Below are 19711 nucleotides of genomic sequence, written 5' to 3'. Positions count from 1 at the left end.
CGGTCGGTGAGGGACAGCACAACGCATGGGTGAGGCCATGCAGCGCCGCGAATTTGTCCCCTAAAAATACCCCGGGGATTTTAAGTTTCGCTTAAGGCGCACTGTCTACGGTGAACGCTTTCTGAGATTTTCACTGGCGGCGCGCAGCTCGATGTCAGATCTACATTCACCCGACTCCCCATTGCATTCGCTTCCCGGCAATTTCGTGCAAGCGCAGCGCGAATAGCTTTCGCCGCCACGCGCACGAGCATCCGCGCGAACTTCGTCTACGCACGCATTCGGGCTCTCGCACCGGACGCGATCGCCGGCGACACCGGGCGTCCGCCCGAACCTGTCGTCACTTTGCTCACCGCTTTTCCCGTCGTCATCCATGGCCCTCCCTGCACCCGTTGTGCCCATGACGCGCATCGGCAAAGCCGTACTCGTTTGCGCGTTCAGTTCCGCCTGCGTCGCCCTCGTGATCTCGCCGCCGAAACGGGGCTCTCACCAGGACGACGACATGCCGGCTGCCGCACGCGACGCCGATGTACCGCGCGCGGCACAACCCCTCGGTGCATCGGCTGCGGACACGCTCTACAACGACGCACCCTCCGGTCACGCGCCCAGGGCCCGCACACCAGCCGCCCCGGCCACCGCACCCGGTCCCGTCACCCGCTCCGTGACCATCGATTCGAGTTTCACGGAAGCGATGCAGCGCCTCGGCCTCGATGCGAGCGTAACCGCATTGCTCGTGCGCTCGTTCGCCGGACAAATCGATTTTCGCCGCGACCTGCGCAAGGGCGACACCATCAGTCTCGTGATGCGTCCCGCTAATGTGGACAACGCGCCCGACGCCGCGAGCAGCGTACAAGCCACCGACGACATTCCGCTCGCCGTGCGCGTCTCGCGCGGCGGCACGGATCACGATCTGTTCCTGCATCGCGATCTGCGCGGCAAGCCGTTCTACTACACGGCCAATGGCCGGTCCGGTGCGCCCTCCTTCACGCGCTATCCGCTCGCGTTCACGCGCGTGTCGTCGAATTTCGCCGCACGCCGCCTCGACCCCATCACTCATCAATGGCAAAGCCACGATGGCGTCGATTTCGCCGCGCCGGCGGGCACGCCCGTGCACGCCACCGCTCGCGGCACGATCTCGTACATCGGCTGGGAAACCGGCTACGGCAAGATCGTCGTGATCGACAACGTGCCGCCGTATCAGACGGCGTTCGCCCATCTGTCGCGTTTCGCGAAAGGCCTGCATCGCGGCACTCACGTGCGGCGCGGCCAGGTGATCGGCTTCGTCGGCAAGACCGGCTGGGCGACGGGACCGCATCTGCACTATGAAGTGCGCGTCGCAAACGTGGCGCGTAATCCGCTGACCGTGGCGCTGCCCGGCGACACGCCGTTGCACGGCGACGAGCGCAAGCGATTCGCGCAGCGCGCAAATCGCCTCGCCGCACTGTTTTGAGCGCAAGCGCAATGCGCCGCTGGGGGGCCCTGTTCGTCGCGCTATTCGTCCTGCCGGTCGTCACGCCATGGGTCTTCACCCGTCCCGCGTTCGCGCGCGCGGGCGTCCACGCTCGGCATGTTCAGCTTCGCCCCGCGGTGCGCGCGCGTGCCGCGATGGTCGTGGATCTCGCGACGGGGCGCACGCTGTACGCAAAGCATGCCGATCAGCGCATGCCCATCGCGTCTCTCACGAAACTGCTGACGGCGATGGTGGTGCTCGACTCGAAGCGCTCGCTCATCAGGCCCGCGCGCATCACCCACGCCGACATCGACCGGCTCAAGTGGTCGCGCTCGCGCCTGCCGGTCGGCTCGCTGCTGCTGAGGCGCACGATGCTGCACATCGCGCTGATGTCGTCCGAAAATCGCGCAGCGTTGGCGCTGAGCCGCGACTATCCGGGCGGGCGCGCCGGATTCGTACGCGCGATGAATCGCAAGGCGAAGCGTCTGCACATGCGGCACAGTCACTTCGTGGATCCGACCGGGCTTTCGCCGCACAACGTGTCCACCGCGCGCGACCTGACGCGACTTGCGCGTGCCGCGTATCGATACCAGCAGATCCGCCTGTACTCGACCTCGCGCCAGAAGCTGGTGCTGGGCGGCGCCGGGCCGCTGATGTACCACAACACAGATCCGCTCGTGCACAACGTCGCGTGGCACGTCGTGCTGCAAAAGACGGGTTTCACCAACGAAGCGGGCCACTGCCTCATCGTCATGACGCCCGTGCATGGGCACATGATGCTGATCGTACTGCTCGGCGCCCCGACACCTCAGGCACATTTTCAGGACGCCATCGATCTGCGGCGCTGGTTGGCACGAGCGAATCTTCGGCAAGGCCGTCACCGTTGAGCCGCCGCGCTTTTGGGTCGAGTCGCGCGAAATTGCGGGGTTGGGACGGATGGCCTTGTATGTCACACTGTGATGCAACTCCATCGGGGCTTCGACATCGGGCTCCCTTGCACCGGGAGAACACCCCTGAACGGTTGGCACATAGCAATTGCGGCGGGACTCTGCGTGCTGCTCGTGGCCTGCTCGCGCCGCGAAAGCATCTTCTCACTGTCGCCCGCGTTTACCGCGAAATCCAGCATTTCCGCGTCCGATGTGGCGGACTGCGTCGTACAGCGATGGAAAAACGGCACGCGGGGCCTGCATCGGGGTGAAGGCGGCACAGCCATCACCCTGCGCGCCGAAACGTTCTTCAGCGGCGCGGCGATTGGTCTGCGCGTCGAGCCGGAAGGGCAGCATACACGCGTCGAATACTTTCGGCGGCGCCGCACCGAGCCGCTTTACTGGTCGATGGTGCGCGGGTGTCTTCAGCCCGAGGCGAGCCGCGAAACGGACAGCGCGCCGGCCGTCCCGCAGTCATGAATCCCCCGCGCAACACGCATGGCATCAGGCAATCCGAAGTGCTGGGCAACAGTACCTACCTTCGGTTCCGGTTGCGGTCGGCGCTGCTGGGCGCAACGTTCGCCCTGGCATTCGTCGCATTGGGCGTGCGCGCCTTCTGGGTGCAATGCATCAACGACGGCTTCTACCAGCTTCAGGGCGACATCCGCCAGGTCCGTGATTTCACCGTACACGCGGCGCGTGGCCGCATTCTCGACCGTAACGGCCACATCCTCGCGATGAGCCTGCCCACCCGCGCGCTATGGGTGGACGCGCGCGACGTGCCGAGCGTGCCGCCCGGCAAGCTCGCCTCGGTGGCCGCGCTGCTCGGCATCCACCGCGCCCACGTGCAAGACGTGTATCGCGAGCATCGCGCTTTCGCCTATCTGCGGCGACAGGTGCCGCTCGCCACCGCGAAAGCCGCGATGCAGCTCGACATACCGGGCCTCTACGCCGAGCGCGACTATCGACGGTTCTACCCTGAGGGCCCGATTGCCGCGCAGGTGACAGGCTTCGCGGACGTCGATGGCCGGGGCCAGGAAGGAATCGAACGTGTCGGCAACCGCACCCTCACCGGCGTGGACGGCAACCGGCGCGTGTTGCGCAACGCGCGCGGCCAGACCATCGATACACTGAGTTTCGTCCGGCCGAAGCCTGGCAAGGACATCCGTCTCTCCATCGACCGATCCATTCAGTTCGCCGCCTTCAAGGCGGTGCGGGACGCGGTGCGGCGCACCGGCGCGCAAGCCGGCTCCGCAGTCGTGCTGAACGCTCGAACAGGTGAAATACTCGCGATGGCGAACTGGCCAACCTATGATCCGAACAAGCGCGTAGCGCGCAGTGGCCAACAGATCCGCAATCGCGCGGTGACCGACGTCTTCGAGCCGGGCTCTGTGCTGAAGCCGCTGACGATTGCGCTTGCGCTACAGCGCCATGTCGTCACGCCGGATACGATCGTGCCCACCAACGGCGGCCGCTTGCAACTCGGCCACGCCGTAATTCACGACGATGCCGATTTCGGCGTGTTGACGGTTTCGCAGGTGATCCAGAAGTCGAGCAACGTCGGCACCACGAAAATCGCGCTGCAGCTCACGCCATACGACATGTGGCACAACTTCCGTGCAATGGGACTGGGGCGCGCGCCCTCGGCAGGATTGCCGGGTGCGGCCGCAGGCCATGTGCGCCCATATCAGCACTGGCGACGCATCGAACAGGCGACGATGTCGTACGGCTACGGCCTGTCGGCTTCGCTGCTGCAGCTCGCGCAGGTTTACACCATCTTCGCGAACGAGGGCGTATTCGTTCCCGCGACGATTCACGCGCATGGCGCCGCGCCTGTGCATGGCCGGCGTATCTATTCGCCACTTGTCGCGCGGGAGGTGCGCGCGATGCTCGAAAGCGTGGTGTCGAAAGACGGCACCGCGCCGCAGGCGCAGGTCCCGGGGTACACCGTCGCGGGCAAGACCGGCACCGCGTACCACTGGACCGCGAAGGGCTACGACCACAGCCAATATCGCGCGTCGTTTGTGGGAATCGTGCCGGCGCACGCGCCTCGCGTGATCATCGCGGTGTCCATCGACCGCCCGCACAAGGGCTCGCACTTCGGCGGCGCCGTGTCGGGGCCTGCCTTCGCCGATATCGCCTCGAGAACCATGCACATTCTCAACGTCTCGCCCGACGTGCTGACGACCGACAACGCTTCTTCGGCGTCGTCCACTTAAGTCAGGGGAACCCGTCGCTGCGGTTCGTCGGCCGGCACCTGCCGGTCCCGGCTTTCGTGATCGAAAGCCAGACTTTTGGGCACGGGCCGCATGTCTGCATCGGCGCGGCGTTGACAATGATGGAAGCGGAAATTGCATTTCGCGCCATACTGGCACGATGGCCGCGGATCGCACCGGCTGACGAGCGGCCCAACTGGGACGGCAATCCCGTTTACCGCGGTTTGAAATCTCCGCACATTGAGTATCGGTGTATGCCGATTCTTCGCGGTCGTCGACGTCCATCATGACGTACGCGTTGCCGTCCACCTCGAACTCGTGCTGCGATGCGCCATTGCGCGAACCAGGAGATATCAGGAGACACGTTATGAGCGGCACCGCATCGCCCCGACGCAAACGCACGCCGCGCTTCGTCGAGATTGCCGAGGCGGCGGGCGTGAGCCCCGCCACGGTCGATCGCGTTCTCAATGAGCGCGGCAGCGTATCGGCCGAGATGCGCGCCCGCGTCGTCGCGGCGGCGCGCCAGCTCGGCGTCCCGCGCGTGCTGCCCGACACGCGGCACGGACTCGTGCATATCGACGTATTGCTGCCCAGGAACGACACGCCATTCTTTCGGCGCATGAGGCAGGCACTGCAGCGCTCGATGCAGATGCTCGACAGGCGCATCGTGCTGCACCGTCAGATCCTCCCTGAGGATGACGATGACGTTATCACGCGTGCAATCCTCGAACCGCCATATGCACGTGCGGGCCTCATCATCACGACGCACGACACGGCGAACGTCCGCGATGCACTATGCACGGTGACGACCCGCGGCGAGGCCGTCGTCACCATGGTCACCGACATACCGGAGATTGCGCGCGTCCATTACGCCGGAATCGACAATGCTTGCGCCGGACGCACGGCAGGCTACTTCGTCGGGCGACTCGCGACGCGGCCGGGCCGAGTGCTGCTGCTTGGCAGCCGAAAAGACTACCGCGCCCATCTCGAACGCGTCGCGGGATGCCGCTCGCAGTTGAGCGAATCGTTTCCGACGCTCATCTGCGAAGAGGAAGGGATGGAAACACTCGACGATTCCGACCGGTGCCATCGCGCAGTTACACGAGCGCTCAAGCGCGAGGATCTCGTGGGCATCTACAACAGCGGATACGGATCGGCCGGCATCGAGGCCGCGCTACGGGCAGCGGGCGCGGCCGGCAAGGTCGTATGGGTCGGCCACGAAATGCTCGATCACCACAGGCAGTACATCGAACAGGGAGCGATGGATATTGCGATCGATCAAGACCCGGATGGACAGATCGTCTCCGCGCTACAGCACGTGCTCAATGCGTGCGGCGTAGTGGACGCGCCCGCGCCGCCCGGGCCGGTTGAATTCCGCATTTTCTGTTCGGCCAATGTAAGGCGTAGCCCTTATCTCGTCGAGGCTCCGGTCAGCCTACGCGATGAAACCGGCAACGCAGCGGTATCGGAGGAATCATCGAGTGCGCGCTGACGCCATCGAATCCCGCGTTGGCAGACAACATCGGCGGAATCCACCACAGAACGAACTCGCTTCACAGCAAGCTTTTGAGTTTCACGCCGAGATCGGCCAGTTCCGCTTGCCCGATAACGGCTTCTCGGTCGACGAGCATTCGTGCCAGCTTCATCTCGCGCACAAACGCCCCCGCCGGGCCTAGCCCGCTTGCGCCCACGAGCCGGCCGCCGCCATCGAGATGAAAATGAATCTCGGCATCGTCGGCGATCGAGCGCACCACCGACTGCCGGCCCAATCCGGGCTCGCCAGCGACCTGCAATTGATAGTCGAATTGATCCGACCAGAACCACGGCAGCGCGCGATACGGCTCACGCGCGCCCAGCACATTGCGCGCCGCCAGTTGCGATTGCGTCTCGGCGTTGTGCCACGTTTCCTGGCGGATACGGTGGGTGCCGAAGCGGCTGGGAAACACCGCAACATCACCCGCCGCGTAGACGTTGCGCGCCGATGTTTCCAGCGTTTCGCCCACGACGATCCCCCGCTCCACGTCAAGGCCCGCAGCGCGCGCGAGCGCGTCCGCGGGTTCGATGCCGATGCCTACCACAACCGTATCCGCGTACAACGCATCGCCGCTTTCCAGCCGCACGACGAGCGAGGCATCTTCGCCGGTCTCGATAGCGAGCGGCGCAGCGCCCAGCAATAGCCGTACCCCCTTGCGCTCGTGTAATGCGTGCACGCGGGCTGCGATCGGCTCGGGCACCGCGCGACCCATCAAACGCGATGCGCCCTCCACGACGGTCACATCGCATTCGCACATGCGAGCCGATGCGGCCACCTCGAGTCCGATGAACCCACCGCCGATCACCACGATGCGTGCGCCGGGCGTCAGCCGTTGCCTGATGCCGAGTGCATCGTCAAGCGTGCGCAGACAATGAACGCCTGCACTGTTCGCTCCGGGAATCGAGAGCCGCCGCGCATCTCCACCCGTAGCGAGCAGCAGTGCTTCATAGGCGATCGTCCGTCCGTCGTCGAGCCGCAGCACCTGCTCCCGCGGATCGAGCGCCTGTACGGTCGCGACAACGTGCTTGATGCCGTCTTCCTCCCAAGCCTCCCGCGGCCGCAATCGGCAATGCTCGGCTTCCCGCTGTGCAGTCAACAGATCCTTTGAAAGCGGCGGCCGCTCGTAGGGCATGTGAGGTTCGGCGCCGACGAGCGTGATGCGCCCTTGCCATCCCGCCTCACGCAGCGTTTGTGCCGCACGTCCACCGACATGTCCCGCGCCGACAATGGCCATGCCCCGTTCGTCACTCATCGCTTCAGATCTCGATCAGGATGCGGCCGCCGTCCACCTTGGCCGGATAGGTCGCGAGCTTCTCGCACACCGGCGCGCCAAGCGGGCGCCCGTCGCGCACGTCGAAGCGGCCATTGTGTTTCGGGCATTCGATGACGTGGCCCATGACGAGGCCGTCGCAAAGGTGCACTCGCTCATGTGTACAAAGCCCGTCGCTGGCGTAGACCTGGTCCTCTACGCGATAGATGGCGAACGTGCGCCCGGCGTGGTCGAAGCGCGCCACGTCCTCGTCGTCGATTTCGTCGAAGGCGACGGTGTCTATCCATTGAGCCATATCGTGTCTCCTGTCTTTTTTGTCGAGCCGGGTAAATGACGGGGTAATCGCATCTCGGGGGTCTTCGCCCCCTATGTACTTGCGCCTATGCTTGTGACGCTTTGGGGACCGGCCGCGTCACGTGGTACGACGGGTCGCGCGTCTGCCGCATCAGCGCCGGAATGATCTCGGCGTAAGCGGCCACAGTGCTCTGATAAGGCGGCGGCATATCGCCCTTGACGATCTCGTGCAAGCGCTCGAGCGCATGAAACGGCACCATCGGGAACATGTGGTGTTCGATGTGGTAATTCATGTTCCAGTAAAGAAAGCGAAATACCGGGTTCATGATTACGGTCCGGCAATTCGTGCGGTGATCGAGCACGTTCTCCGGCAGGCCGGCATGCTGAGTCAAACCGAAGTAAAGGTAGAGCCATGCGCCGTAAAGGCTGGGAAGCCCAATATAGAGAAGCGGGAGGACGGAGCGCGCTGCAACGCTGGTCGCGAGTACGACCGCATAGACGCCGAGCGTGACGCGCGCCTCACGGATGATCTTCGGCCATTCGGATTCGGGCACGAACGTCTTCTCCTCGGCGCCGATATGGCCGAATGCGTTCGACACCATCTTCGGCAATTCTTTCGAAACGTGCTTGATCGCAAAGACATTCAGCAGAAGTCCGAGCCAGTCGGTAGGCCGAGGCGCGGCGATTTCGGGATCTCGGCCCACGATCAGCGTATCGGTATGATGCCGTGCGTGGCTCCACCGCCAGACCGTTGCACGGCGAAAGACCTGAAACGACGCTAGCTGATAGAGAGCATCGTTCATCCACCGGGTCTTGAATGCCGTGCCGTGCCCACACTCGTGCCAGCGCGAATCCGCGGGGCTGCAGTAAAGCGTGCCGTAGACGAAGAAAGCGGGGATCGCCCAGAGCGAATCGGCTCGCCATGCTAGCCACGCGAGCACGCCGCTCGCCAGGATCGCTGCGTACCAGACGATCGTATCGGCGACGGCGCGCGCGTCATTGCGCTGCATCACCGACTTCATCGTTGCGCGCGGCACCGGGCACTTGTACCAGAGCGCATTCACGAGCCCCTCCGCCTGCGCCTTGTCACCGGCGCCTCCGATCAGACGGTAAGCCTCGTGACGCGCGTGTGCGCCGCGCTGGCAACTTTGCGTGTTCGACACCCCTGCCCCCTCGATCGAGTCACATCGCGCGCCCAATCGCAGCGCGCCAATGCGTCAAACATAGGCGTGTCGGTCCCAGTCCTCAACGAAAACATTGATGAAATTTCGTCAACGCACAGAATTGCTGGCACCGGGGCACGCCCGATGCTGATCCGTTCCATTGAACCCACCGCTTTCGTGCGTCTAACGGAGGTTTCATGGCACCCCAACAGCATCAATCCTGCATTCAAGCGTGCGACGCTTGCGCCGCCGCATGCGACCACTGCTCCACGGCCTGCCTTGCTGAAAGTGATGTCGCCAAAATGGCCGAATGCATCAGGCTCGATATCGACTGCGCGGACGTCTGCCGCCTCGCGTCTGCACTCATGGCCCGAGGCAGCCGCCACGCAAAGGACATATGCGCGCTGTGCGCGTCAATCTGCGCGGCCTGCGCCGCCGAGTGCGAGAAACACCAACACGACCATTGCAAGCAATGCGCACAAAATTGTCGCGAGTGTGCCAAGGAATGCCAGGCCATGGCTTAGTTGGCGAACGCGATCGCCAGAACCCATCGCGGAGCCCAGGACTGCACGCCCGGTAATTACCTCCCTATCTCGGCGACGTTGGTACCGCCGCGCTCACTCGCCTCGAATCGTACTTGCGCTGTGAGCCATACCGATACTATAAATATCACATTGTGATATTTATCCATGTCTTGATACGGCTCAATGTTCTCCAATCTCATCGGGGTAATTTGAGAACGGACGGTCCTTGCCGGCGGATGCCGTGGGCTTTTCCGGCGATCGGCTCTATCGCGCGCATGGCACGGCTCGAGGGGGATCAATCACGGATGGGTGACCGTCGTCCTGGTGACAAAGCAAACCACTTGCTTGATGAAGGAGCCTTCAAATGGACACGGTGACTAAGGACTCATGGAAGGATCGGATTATCTGCATTCACACCTTTCCCGTTCGCCGGACCCTCACGCGCGACTCAACACCGGACGGCTATATCGCAACCGTCAGGATTGAAAGAGAAGGCAACGTGCTGGCCGATTGGCATTTACCGTTTTTCAGCGAGCGTTGGTTGTCGGAGGCCGAGGCCCGAAGGGACGTCTTGGAGTATGCGGTGAAGATCATCGATAGCGGCGTACTGGACGAACGGCGAGCATTGCGCGAACGTGCGGCCTGATGGAAACGTGAAGCAGTCGCTCAAGAGATGAAACTTCCCAGACCCATTGATTTCGACATGGACACGCAGGCGGTGGATGTTTCAGGTACTGCGCCCGGCTGGCCTGGGATTGCTCCTACCTGGACCTCGAGTGCCAAGGACCTTGTGACGACCGCACTGGGTCGCAGCCGCGTATGGGCGTCGATCGGCAATGGCATCCTCAATGAGGTCTACTGGCCGTCCACTGGCGAGCCTCAAGTACGCGACCTGGGCTTCATCGTCGCCGGGCCGCGTGGCTGGCACGAACTGAAGCGCATCGGGCGGTATCGGCTTTCGCTTCCCAGCCCTTTTATCCCGGTGCCGCGCATCGTGCACGAGGGTGAGGGGTATCGCCTCGAGATCAAGCTATCGCCAGACCCGATTCGGGACGTGATGCTCGTCGCATTCCGGCTCATCGGAAACGACGTCAAGCTCTACGCTCTGCTCGCCCCCCATCTTGGCGGCAGCGGTCTGCACAACAATGCTCAGGTAGCAGACGGTCTCGTGGCATGGAAAGACGGAATCGCACTTCATCTTGCTGCCGATTGCGGCTACTCGCGTGCAAGTGCCGGATACGTTGGGTATTCCGACGGTTGGCAAGACTTCGCCATCCATGGGCGCATGGACTGGACCTTCGCGCAGGCATTGAACGGCAACGTTGCCCTGATGGGAGAACTGGCGGCCGCTACCGGTGTGCTTGCGCTCGGCTTTGCCGCGAGGCCGGAAGGCGCCCATACTCTCGCGCGGTCGAGCCTTGCCGAGGGGTTCGATGGTGTGCAGCGTTCGTGCGCCGCGGCCTGGCAGGCATGGGCCGCCGAAATCGCTATTCCGGAAACGCCGGAGCCGGTTCGGCATGAGGCCTACCTGTCAGCGACAGTGCTCAAAGCTCATGAAGGAAGGACGTATCCGGGAGCGCTGATCGCCAGCCTGAGCATTCCATGGGGTAACACGAGCGACAGTACCGGAGGGTATCACCTCGTCTGGACGCGCGACGCCGTCGAAGCCGCCTTCGCGCTGCTCGCGATCGGCTGTGTGGAAGATACCCGCCACACGCTCGAATACCTCATTGCAACGCAACGAGCGGACGGAAGTTGGAGCCAGAACAGCTATCCGGACGGACGGTCGTTCTGGACCGGCATTCAGCTTGATGAGGTGGGCTTTCCAGTACTGCTTGCAGCCAAGCTCGCCGAGGCCGGCACCATGGGCGCACTGACAGGCTGGTCCGAAATGATTACACGCGCGATTGGCTATATCGCGCGCAATGGTCCAGGCAGCCCCCAAGACCGCTGGGAAGAAAATGCCGGCATTTCGCCGTTCACGCTCGGCGTCGAGATCGCGGCAATGGTCTGCGCGGCCGAACATTTGCCGCACGACGAGAACGCCTACGTCCTCTCGCTCGCCGACTATTGGAATGAACGGCTTGAAGACTGGACTTACGTCGAGAACGGAGCGTTTTCCGGGGCCTTCGGCATCGACGGCTATTACGTTCGAATCGCAGCGCCCCTACGCAAAGGCGGATTGCGAGGTCGAATCGACATTGCCAATCGGGTGGGCACTAGCGCGCCTGCTGTCGCGCTCGTCGGCATGGAGTGCCTCTATCTGGTCCGGCTCGGATTGCGCGATGCGCGCGATCGACGCATCCTGAATACGGTAAAAGTCATCGACGGCTTGCTGGGTGTCCGCACGCCTCACGGCATCGCTTACCGGCGTTACAACGACGATGGTTACGGCGAACACGACAACGGCGCATCGTTCGATGGCACAGGCATCGGGCGGTTGTGGCCCCTGCTGACAGGCGAGCGGGCCCATCTCGATCTGATGCTGGGAATCGATCCGCTGCCCTACCTTGAAATGATGACGCGGATGACCGGAGCAAGTGGCCTGATTCCGGAACAAGTGTGGGACACCGATCCGATACCCCAACGTGGCCTCGAGCCTGGCAAGCCGACCGGCAGCGCCATGCCGCTCGTGTGGGCGCATGCCGAATTTATCAAGTTGCTGATTGCGCGGCATCAACGGCGCCCGATCGAACTGCTCTCGAGTGTCGAGCGGCGATACCACGCCCAGCGGCCCGAAGCGGCGACCTGGCATTGGCGAGAGCCACAGCCGTTCGATGTACTGCCCGGGGGTCGAGCACTGCTTATCGAAAATCTGGAGCCGTTCTGCCTGCACTATGGGTTCGATGGATGGCATGGAATAGCTGACAGGCCGTCGCTGGTGCAAGCCTTTTGCACACACGGCGTCCGGTTCGACAGCGCAGACGTTGCTGGTCATTCGGTCCTTGATTTCACGTTCTATTTCCCGCAGTCGCAACGCTGGGCCGGCACTGACTTTCACATTCTTCTGGGAGATGCCAACACGGGAGCATCGCGATCATGAAACACACAATCGATATCCAACGCGTATATGAGCGCGTGGGCGATGACGGACATGTTCATTTTCTCGTCGATCGCCTCTGGCCGCGAGGCATCAAGAAGGACGCCGTAAAACTCGACGGCTGGCTCAAGGAAGTGGATTAGGCGCGATCGTGCAGAGGCCGCAGTTCATGCAAAGGTCGAGACAGACGTGCGAGCGAACACGGTGGACGTCGACTCCTTGCTCATCGCCGAAGATTCCTCGTTGCGTTCTACGATGCTGGGTATGACGTTCGAGTCTCTCATCGCTGGTGCGTCGCGAGATTCGTTCCACAAAGGAGGAACATCGTGAGTGACACAAGGACCTTCGAAATTTTCCGCTACGATCCAGACCGAGATCCCAAGCCGTACATGCAAACGTACGAGATAGAGGTCACCCCGTATGACCGGATGTTGCTCGATGTCCTTGTCCGGCTCAAGGCACAGGATGAGACGCTGAGCTTTCGGCGCTCGTGTCGTGAGGGCGTGTGCGGCTCGGACGCGATGAACATCAACCGCAAGAATGGGCTTGCCTGCATCACCAACTTAAACGAGCTCCCTCGCCATACAGTCTTGCTCCCGCTGCCCGGATTGCCGGTCGTTCGCGACCTGATCGTGGACATGACCGCGTTCTTCAAGCAGTACCATTCGATCAAGCCTTACCTGATCAACGACACTCCTCCGCCCGAGCGGGAAAGGCTCCAGACTCCCGAGGAACGCGATCAGCTCGACGGTCTCTACGAGTGCATCTTGTGCGCGTGCTGTTCCAGCGCGTGCCCCTCATACTGGTGGAATCCAGACAAATATGTTGGCCCAGCCGGGCTCCTGCAGGCCTATCGCTTTCTGGTCGATTCCCGCGACGAGGGCACGGGGGAGCGGCTTGACAATCTTGACGATCCGTACCGCCTTTTCCGGTGTCGGACCATACTGAATTGCACGGACGTCTGCCCCAAAGGCCTGAATCCTGCAAAGGCAATCGGGGAGATTCGCAGCATGCTTGCGCGCAGGGCAATCTGAAAGCCGCAAACTAACGAAGGAGGCTGTTATGGCAACGCCAAGGATGACGCAGGGGGCGTTCAGCGCGATCTTCCGCGAGATGCGCAAAGCATTGAGGCGATGAAGTTGCTTGGAGCCCATGGCCTACCCACAAACCATGCTGCGAACATGTGGGTAGCCCTGGGAGGCGGCAAGAACATTAAGACCAACAAAACGCTCGCCAGATAAGGCTGAGCGAGATTCGCTGAGAATCGGCGAGACCGCCTGAGAAGCTTGACTGGCGGAGAGAGGGTTAGCTTCAGTCCAGTGGGAGTCAGTCGGCGAGCGGCCCGCGCGATGTCTCCCGACTCGCGAGCATGGCTATCAAAGCGACGCCTGCCGCGCCGACCATATACCACGCGGGGGCCAGCTTGCTGCCGGTGGCATGGATCAACCAGGTCGCGACAAACGGTGCTGTACCGCCGAACAGGGCATTCGCTGCATTGAAACAAAACGCGAAGCCACTATAGCGCACGCGCGTCGGAAAGATCTCTGACAGAAAGCACGGTAGCGTGCCGTCGTTCATCGTCAGCAACGCGCCGAACGCGATCTGGATCAGCACGATCGTCATGAAGCTGGCACCGACGAGTCCCTTGAAAAGCGGTACCGTCAGTAGGGCGAACAGGACCGAGGCGCCGATCAGCATCGTCTTGCGACCGACGCGGTCCGACAGCGCCCCCATGATGAAGATGAAGCCGATATAGGCGGCAAGGGAGATCGTGGCAGCAATAAAGGATTGCGTTTCGCCCATCCCCATCTCGGTCGACAGGTAGGTCGGCATGTAGCTCAGCACCAGATAGAACGCCACCGCGTTCAGGCACGTGACCCCAAACGCGATCAACATCTTGCTGCGATGCACAGTCAGCAATTCGGTGACCGGCGCGCGTGCGACGTGGTGGGACATCTCAAGCGCCTTGAACTTTGGCGTATCTTCGAGGCGCACCCGGATGTATCGGCCAATCAGCCCGAACGGCGCAGCAAGCAGGAACGGCAACCGCCATCCGAACGACTGGATCTGCTCGGTGGTGAGCACGGCATGCAACACCGCGACGAAGATCGAACCAAACAGCAGACCCGCAGCCGTGCTGGCCGGGACAATGCTGGTATAGACACCGCGCTTGCCCTCCGGTGCATATTCGGCGAGAAATGCCGATGCCCCTGCATACTCACCGGAGGCCGAAAACCCCTGGATAAGTCGAACCAGCAGCAAAAGAATCGGCGCCATGACGCCAACCTGTGCATACGTTGGCAGGAACGCAATCACGAAGGTCGAAGCCGACATGATCAGGATCGACAGCGAGAGCGCTGTCCGGCGCCCGATCTTGTCACCGAAGTGCCCCCAGACGATGCCTCCGATGGGCCGGACAATAAACGAGATCGCAAATACGGCGTAAGCGGCGAGCAGCCCCGTTGCCGCGTCGGTCTTCGGGAAAAACACGACCGCGATGATCGTCGCCAGATAGCCATAGGACGCGTAGTCGAACCACTCGACAAAATTGCCGATGAAGCTCGCCATCGCGGCGCGCTTAAGCAGGCGCGCGTCTGGTGCCGTGTCCGCCTGATCATGGCTCGACGTGAACGCCATGCCGGGCTGCGAGGTGATGCCGGCCATAGCTGGCCGCGCTGAAACCGCTTTCCTGGTACTCATTTGTTGTCTCCAAACATGAATGAATCGTGAGATTGCTGCGGTTCTGACGGCGGCTCTTGCGGCGGCCTGTCCGATGTGTCCGTTCCGTGGCGATATGCAGGGTCCGTTTGAGCGAATGGTAGACGTTCGACCAAGGGGAAGATTTCCGGATGCGATGGAAAACTTTCTCGTTTCGACATCGAGGGTTAACACCGGTGAGCGTGATAAGGGCGGTGAACGCGAACTGAACGCATCTCTTCGATCAGGCCGCTGCCACACATGTCTTCAGGCCAACGAGTTGCACCGGCTCATGATCCTTCTCCTCAACCCTCGATCACGTTGACCGCGAGGCCTCCGCGCGAGGTTTCCTTGTATTTGGTCTGTTGCACCCCGAGGCCGGCGTATACAGGGAAGCGGGCGCACAATTTCGCCACCTGTTCGCGAACCCGCAGCTCGATCTGCGCGTCACCCAGGTTATCCAGGACATCGCAAATGAGCGCGGCGGTCAGCACAGCGTCGGCCTCGCCGAAACCGCGCGTCGTGATGGCCGGCGTACCGATGCGGATCCCGCTGGTCACGAACGGTGACTGCGGGTCATTCGGCACGGCGTTCTTGTTGACGGTGATGTGTGCACGGCCCAACGCGGCATCCGCGTCCTTGCCAGTGATCCCCTTCGCGATGAGGCTGACCAGGAACAGGTGATCGTCGGTCCCGCCGGACACCACGTGGTAGCCCCGCTCGTTGAATACGGTCACCATAGCGCGCGCGTTCGCGAGGGTCTGTTTCTGGTACTCAACAAAGTCGGGGCCGAGCGCTTCTTTGAATGCGACCGCTTTCGCCGCAATCACGTGCATCAGTGGGCCGCCCTGGGTGCCCGGGAAAACCATCGCGTTCAGCTTCTTTTCGATCTCCGCGTTGGCTTTGGCCAGAATCAGCCCCCCGCGCGGGCCGCGCAAGGTCTTGTGGGTAGTTGTCGTGACAATGTCCGCAAACGGCACGGGATTCGGATAGATCCCGGCTGCGACCAGTCCGGCGACGTGCGCCATGTCAACGAACAGATAAGCGCCGACGCGGTCCGCGATCGCACGAAAACGGGCGAAATCGAGCACGCGCGAATACGCCGAGAACCCGGCAATGATCATCTTCGGTTGATGCTCGAGCGCGAGGCGCTCCACCTCGTCGTAATCGATCAGGCCGGTCTGGGTATCGACGCCATACTGGACCGCGTTGTAGAACTTGCCGGAAAACGACACCTTCGCGCCGTGCGTGAGATGCCCCCCGTGCGCGAGGCTCATCCCGAGAATCGTGTCGCCGGGCGAGAGGAGCGCCAGATAGACGGCGGCGTTCGCCTGCGAGCCGCTGTGCGGCTGCACATTTGCATAATCGGCGGCGAACAGCTGCTTCGCACGCGCGATCGCCAGCGACTCGACGACGTCGACGTGCTCGCAGCCGCCGTAATAGCGCTTGCCCGGATAGCCTTCGGCGTATTTGTTGGTGAGCACCGAGCCCTGCGCTTCGAGCACACGCGGACTGGTGTAGTTTTCCGACGCGATCAACTCAATGTGATCTTCCTGGCGCTGGCGCTCGCTACGCATCGCGTCGTACAGATCCGGATCGAACCCGGCAATCGTCTGTTCTGTTGAAAACAAGGAAACGTCTCCTGCCACATCATGAGGGCCCTGCGGCCGTGGCCACAGGCTGTTTGAACGCAGGCGGGTCAGGCCTTGACGATGTTGTGCTCGGGCCCGTACGGGAAGCCCGTGATGTTGGTCGCGTCCTTCTCGCCCACTACCAGGATGTCATGCTCACGGTAGCCGCCCGCTCCGGGCAGGCCTTCCGGCAGCATGATCATCGGCTCCATCGACACCACCATGTTCGGTTCCAGTACTGTGTCGATGTCTTCGCGCAGTTCTAGCCCGGCTTCGCGGCCGTAGTAATGCGACAGCACGCCGAACGAATGGCCGTAGCCGAATGTGCGGTACTGCAGCAGGTCATACTCCGCGTAGATCTTGTTGAGCTCGTGGGCGATATCGCTACAACGGGCACCAGGCTTGATCAGTTTCAGCCCCGCCTCGTGCACCTCGACGTTGACCTTCCACAGACGCAGGTGCTCGTCCGAACAGTGGTCGAAGAACATCGTGCGTTCAAGCGCCGTGTAGTAGCCGGCGATCATCGAGAAGCAGTTCAGGCTCAGGATGTCGCCCTTCTGTACCTTGCGCGTCGTGACCGGATTGTGTGCGCCGTCGGTGTTGATGCCCGACTGGAACCACGTCCACGTATCCATCAGCTCGGAGTCCGGAAAACGGCGTGCGATCTCGCGCACCATCGCCTGCGTCGACGCGAGCGCGACTTCATGTTCGGGCACACCTTCATGAATGGCGGCGGCGAGTGCGGCGCCACCCACGTCGCACACATTGGCGCCGTGCTTGATGACCTCGATTTCTTCGGCCGACTTGATCATGCGCATGCGCATCGTCTGGGCGCTGATGTCGACAAATTCGACGGATGGCAGCGCCGCCTTCAGCTTCGCGAGCACCTCCACCGGAAGCTGGTCGAACTCGACGCCCACGCGCCCCTTGTCGTCGATCTCTCCCTGTACGGCGCGGAAGAAGTTGTCGCGTTGCCAGTCGGTGTAGACGACGTTGTAGTCGCCGACTGTGCGACGCCACGGCTGGCCGCCGTCGATGTTCGCCGAGATCGACACCACCTTCTTCGGCGTGACCACGAGCCCATATTTGCGGCCAAATGAGCAATACAGGAAGTCTGCGTAGTAGTTGATGTTGTGGTACGACGTGAACAGCACGGCGTCGATGTTCTCGTGCGCCATCAGTTCACGCAGCTTTCCCTGGCGGTTGGCGTACTCGGCGTCTGAAAAGGTGTGCTTCACCTTTTGGCCGTTTTCGATCCGGATCAGGTTCTCCAGTTTCATGCGCTCGCTCCTTGGTGAAGGTCGGTGGGTGTGAGCGAATGGTAGGAGTTCAGGGATTTATAACATTTCCGGATTCGACGGAACAATTCCCCATTTCGACATTTAGGGTTTACGCCGGTGAGCGCGCTTACCGACGCGAGGCGTCCATGAGCAGACTATTGGATCAGATGTGGAGACAGGTTTGAGCAACGCAGACGGCGTGCTGCTTGCGAACCGGGGCCTGTCATCCGGACGGCGCTCAGAAGATCCGGAAGCGCATCGCCAGCACGTCCTATAGTGCGTTCTGATAACGTCGGCGATCGACGCTGGGCGGGATCTGGAACTGCGCCTTGTAGCGCGTGGCGAAGTGCGTCATCGACGTGAAGCCGGTGCGCGCACAGATCTCTTCCAGCGGCTGGGAGGTGCGGTACAGCAACTGACGCGCACGCAGCAGGCGGATCTCGAGATACGCCTGTGCTGGTGTCTTGCCGAGACGCTCATGAAACCAGCGTTCAAGTTGCCTTTGCGAAACGCTCAGATATGACGCAATCTCGGCGACGGTAAGTGTCTCTTCGACGTTGCTTTCCATAACCTGCAGCGCTTCGTCGAGCTTCGCGTGTTCGGCACCCATGTACTGGCGCAGCGAGGTGCGTTGGCGCTGCTCATGACTGCGCCGCTCGGCAATGAGCAGTTCGAGCACGCGCGCCGCGAGCGAGCGGCTGCCGGGCGGCATGCCAAGCAGGTGCACCATCAAGTCCAGCGGCGCGACGCCTCCACTACAGGTATAACGATCGCGATCGACCTCGTACAGGTGATTCGACACCGTCAACATGGGAAACTGCTCCATCAGCACGTCCTGATCTTCCCAGTGAATCGTGCATCGGTAGCCGTTCAGCAGGCCGGCGCGCGCGAGAAAGAAGCTACCGGTATCGAGGCCGCCAAGCGCTGTCCCGTGGCGGGCAAGCAGGCGCAACCAGTCAAGCACCGCGCCGATGCCCCTGCGCGGAATCGGATTGGGGCCGACGACAAACACGGCGTCGAACGAACCGCTATCGGCCATCGTCGCATTGGGCCGCACGCAGATTCCATCGCTCGACTGGACGAAATCCCCGCCAGTCGCGATCAGCTGATAGTCGTAGACGCGCCGACCGACGACCGTGTTTGCGATCCGCAGCGGATCGACAGCCGCGGCCAGCGCGATCAGCGAGAAATCGTCGAGTAGAAGGAAGCCATACTTCGTCACGCGCAGATCGTGCAGTCCGGCCGGCCGTTCGCTTTCAGGTCTATTGGAATTCGTAGACACGTTCGAGTTCTTGACGGGAAAAAGCACTGAAATCCGGGTACGTCCGTAATCATATGCGCACCAGCACGGGTGCGCGCGCAATGCTCCATTCCGGTCGTGTCCCCCTGCTCGCGGCACAGACCAACATCAGAAACCGAAGCCCTCGCCGCGATGCTTCGCGAAGCGGAAGCATTGCTGCGCTCATACGGCGAAATTCATTGGGCTGATTGGCTAGCCAAAGATGCGAAGTTCATTCGCTTCCATGATGGCTTCGGCATGGAACACCTGGAAGCTTCCCATAAGCGCCCGTTCTCTACCCCCAACCCTACCCACAACTAAGGGTACGAATGTCAGGCAGCACGGAAAAGAAGCAAGAAGATCGACACCCCAACTCGCCCGCCGCAACAAGGGTTTGCGAGATTTGCTGA

17 protein-coding genes are annotated in these 19711 nt (G+C 62.1%); 10 read left to right on the top strand and 7 right to left on the bottom strand.

Translation table 11 applies throughout. The annotated features are described in order from the left end of the window. Positions 1-397 precede the first annotated feature (397 nt). The 5 genes from ACR9ZC_RS14235 (at position 398) to ACR9ZC_RS14215 (ending at position 6081) form a co-directional block, all read left to right on the top strand. Complete coding sequence (locus ACR9ZC_RS14235; protein WP_481580787.1) at positions 398-1447, top strand: M23 family metallopeptidase; 1050 nt, start codon at positions 398-400, stop codon at positions 1445-1447. Between the two features lie 11 nt (positions 1448-1458). Next, positions 1459-2334 carry a serine hydrolase gene (locus ACR9ZC_RS14230; RefSeq protein WP_481580786.1) on the top strand — a complete coding sequence of 292 codons (876 nt, stop codon included), beginning with the start codon at positions 1459-1461 and terminating at the stop codon, positions 2332-2334. Positions 2335-2499: 165 nt separating this feature from the next. Continuing rightward, the gene (locus ACR9ZC_RS14225; RefSeq protein ID WP_481580785.1) at positions 2500-2853 is read left to right on the top strand and encodes a hypothetical protein; all 354 of its coding nucleotides are present in this window, start codon (positions 2500-2502) and stop codon (positions 2851-2853) included. Beyond that, complete coding sequence (locus ACR9ZC_RS14220) at positions 2850-4592, top strand: peptidoglycan D,D-transpeptidase FtsI family protein (protein WP_481580784.1); 1743 nt, start codon at positions 2850-2852, stop codon at positions 4590-4592. The genes ACR9ZC_RS14225 and ACR9ZC_RS14220 overlap by 4 nt, the downstream gene beginning before the upstream one ends. 364 nt (positions 4593-4956) lie before the next feature. Then, a complete protein-coding gene (locus tag ACR9ZC_RS14215; protein ID WP_481580783.1) occupies positions 4957-6081 on the top strand; it encodes a LacI family DNA-binding transcriptional regulator in 1125 nt (374 codons plus the stop codon). A 61-nt stretch (positions 6082-6142) separates the two neighbouring features. Here ACR9ZC_RS14215 and ACR9ZC_RS14210 read toward each other — a convergent pair whose 3' ends face one another. The 3 genes from ACR9ZC_RS14210 to ACR9ZC_RS14200 all read right to left on the bottom strand — a co-directional run bounded on the left by ACR9ZC_RS14210 (position 6143) and on the right by ACR9ZC_RS14200 (position 8850). Next, positions 6143-7375, bottom strand: a complete 1233-nt coding sequence (locus ACR9ZC_RS14210) for an NAD(P)/FAD-dependent oxidoreductase (RefSeq protein WP_481580782.1) — start codon at positions 7373-7375, stop codon at positions 6143-6145. Positions 7376-7379: 4 nt separating this feature from the next. Continuing rightward, positions 7380-7688 carry a MocE family 2Fe-2S type ferredoxin gene (locus ACR9ZC_RS14205; RefSeq protein WP_481580781.1) on the bottom strand — a complete coding sequence of 103 codons (309 nt, stop codon included), beginning with the start codon at positions 7686-7688 and terminating at the stop codon, positions 7380-7382. Positions 7689-7773: 85 nt separating this feature from the next. Next, a complete protein-coding gene (locus tag ACR9ZC_RS14200; protein ID WP_481580780.1) occupies positions 7774-8850 on the bottom strand; it encodes a fatty acid desaturase family protein in 1077 nt (358 codons plus the stop codon). A 197-nt stretch (positions 8851-9047) separates the two neighbouring features. On the opposite strand from ACR9ZC_RS14200, the gene ACR9ZC_RS14195 reads away from it, so the two are divergent. The 5 genes from ACR9ZC_RS14195 to ACR9ZC_RS14175 all read left to right on the top strand — a co-directional run bounded on the left by ACR9ZC_RS14195 (position 9048) and on the right by ACR9ZC_RS14175 (position 13448). Beyond that, complete coding sequence (locus tag ACR9ZC_RS14195) at positions 9048-9374, top strand: four-helix bundle copper-binding protein (protein ID WP_481580779.1); 327 nt, start codon at positions 9048-9050, stop codon at positions 9372-9374. A 364-nt stretch (positions 9375-9738) separates the two neighbouring features. Next, positions 9739-10020: a DUF6566 family protein gene (locus ACR9ZC_RS14190; protein WP_481580778.1), complete on the top strand. Its 282-nt coding sequence runs from the start codon at positions 9739-9741 to the stop codon at positions 10018-10020. A 27-nt stretch (positions 10021-10047) separates the two neighbouring features. After that, positions 10048-12417, top strand: coding sequence for a glycoside hydrolase family 15 protein (locus ACR9ZC_RS14185; RefSeq protein WP_481580777.1), 2370 nt, complete (start codon positions 10048-10050; stop codon positions 12415-12417). Further along, the gene (locus tag ACR9ZC_RS14180; RefSeq protein ID WP_481580776.1) at positions 12414-12557 is read left to right on the top strand and encodes a DUF488 family protein, N3 subclade; all 144 of its coding nucleotides are present in this window, start codon (positions 12414-12416) and stop codon (positions 12555-12557) included. Before ACR9ZC_RS14185 ends, ACR9ZC_RS14180 begins: the two co-directional genes overlap by 4 nt. A gap of 183 nt (positions 12558-12740) precedes the next feature. Then, a complete protein-coding gene (locus ACR9ZC_RS14175; RefSeq protein WP_481580775.1) occupies positions 12741-13448 on the top strand; it encodes a succinate dehydrogenase iron-sulfur subunit in 708 nt (235 codons plus the stop codon). Between the two features lie 292 nt (positions 13449-13740). Here the strand turns inward: ACR9ZC_RS14175 and ACR9ZC_RS14170 are convergent, their stop codons facing one another. The 4 genes from ACR9ZC_RS14170 to ACR9ZC_RS14155 form a co-directional block, all read right to left on the bottom strand. Beyond that, positions 13741-15114: an MFS transporter gene (locus tag ACR9ZC_RS14170; protein WP_481582670.1), complete on the bottom strand. Its 1374-nt coding sequence runs from the start codon at positions 15112-15114 to the stop codon at positions 13741-13743. A gap of 302 nt (positions 15115-15416) precedes the next feature. After that, positions 15417-16742 carry a serine hydroxymethyltransferase gene (gene glyA / locus ACR9ZC_RS14165; protein WP_481582669.1) on the bottom strand — a complete coding sequence of 442 codons (1326 nt, stop codon included), beginning with the start codon at positions 16740-16742 and terminating at the stop codon, positions 15417-15419. Positions 16743-16810: 68 nt separating this feature from the next. Further along, positions 16811-18022, bottom strand: coding sequence for a M24 family metallopeptidase (locus tag ACR9ZC_RS14160; RefSeq protein ID WP_481580774.1), 1212 nt, complete (start codon positions 18020-18022; stop codon positions 16811-16813). A 271-nt stretch (positions 18023-18293) separates the two neighbouring features. Beyond that, positions 18294-19304, bottom strand: a complete 1011-nt coding sequence (locus ACR9ZC_RS14155) for a GlxA family transcriptional regulator (RefSeq protein ID WP_481580773.1) — start codon at positions 19302-19304, stop codon at positions 18294-18296. Between the last annotated feature and the right edge of the window lie 407 nt (positions 19305-19711).

The sequence above is a fragment of the Trinickia sp. HAY1-2D genome (assembly GCF_056754935.1).
This window is presented reverse-complemented; position numbering and strand designations above follow the sequence as displayed.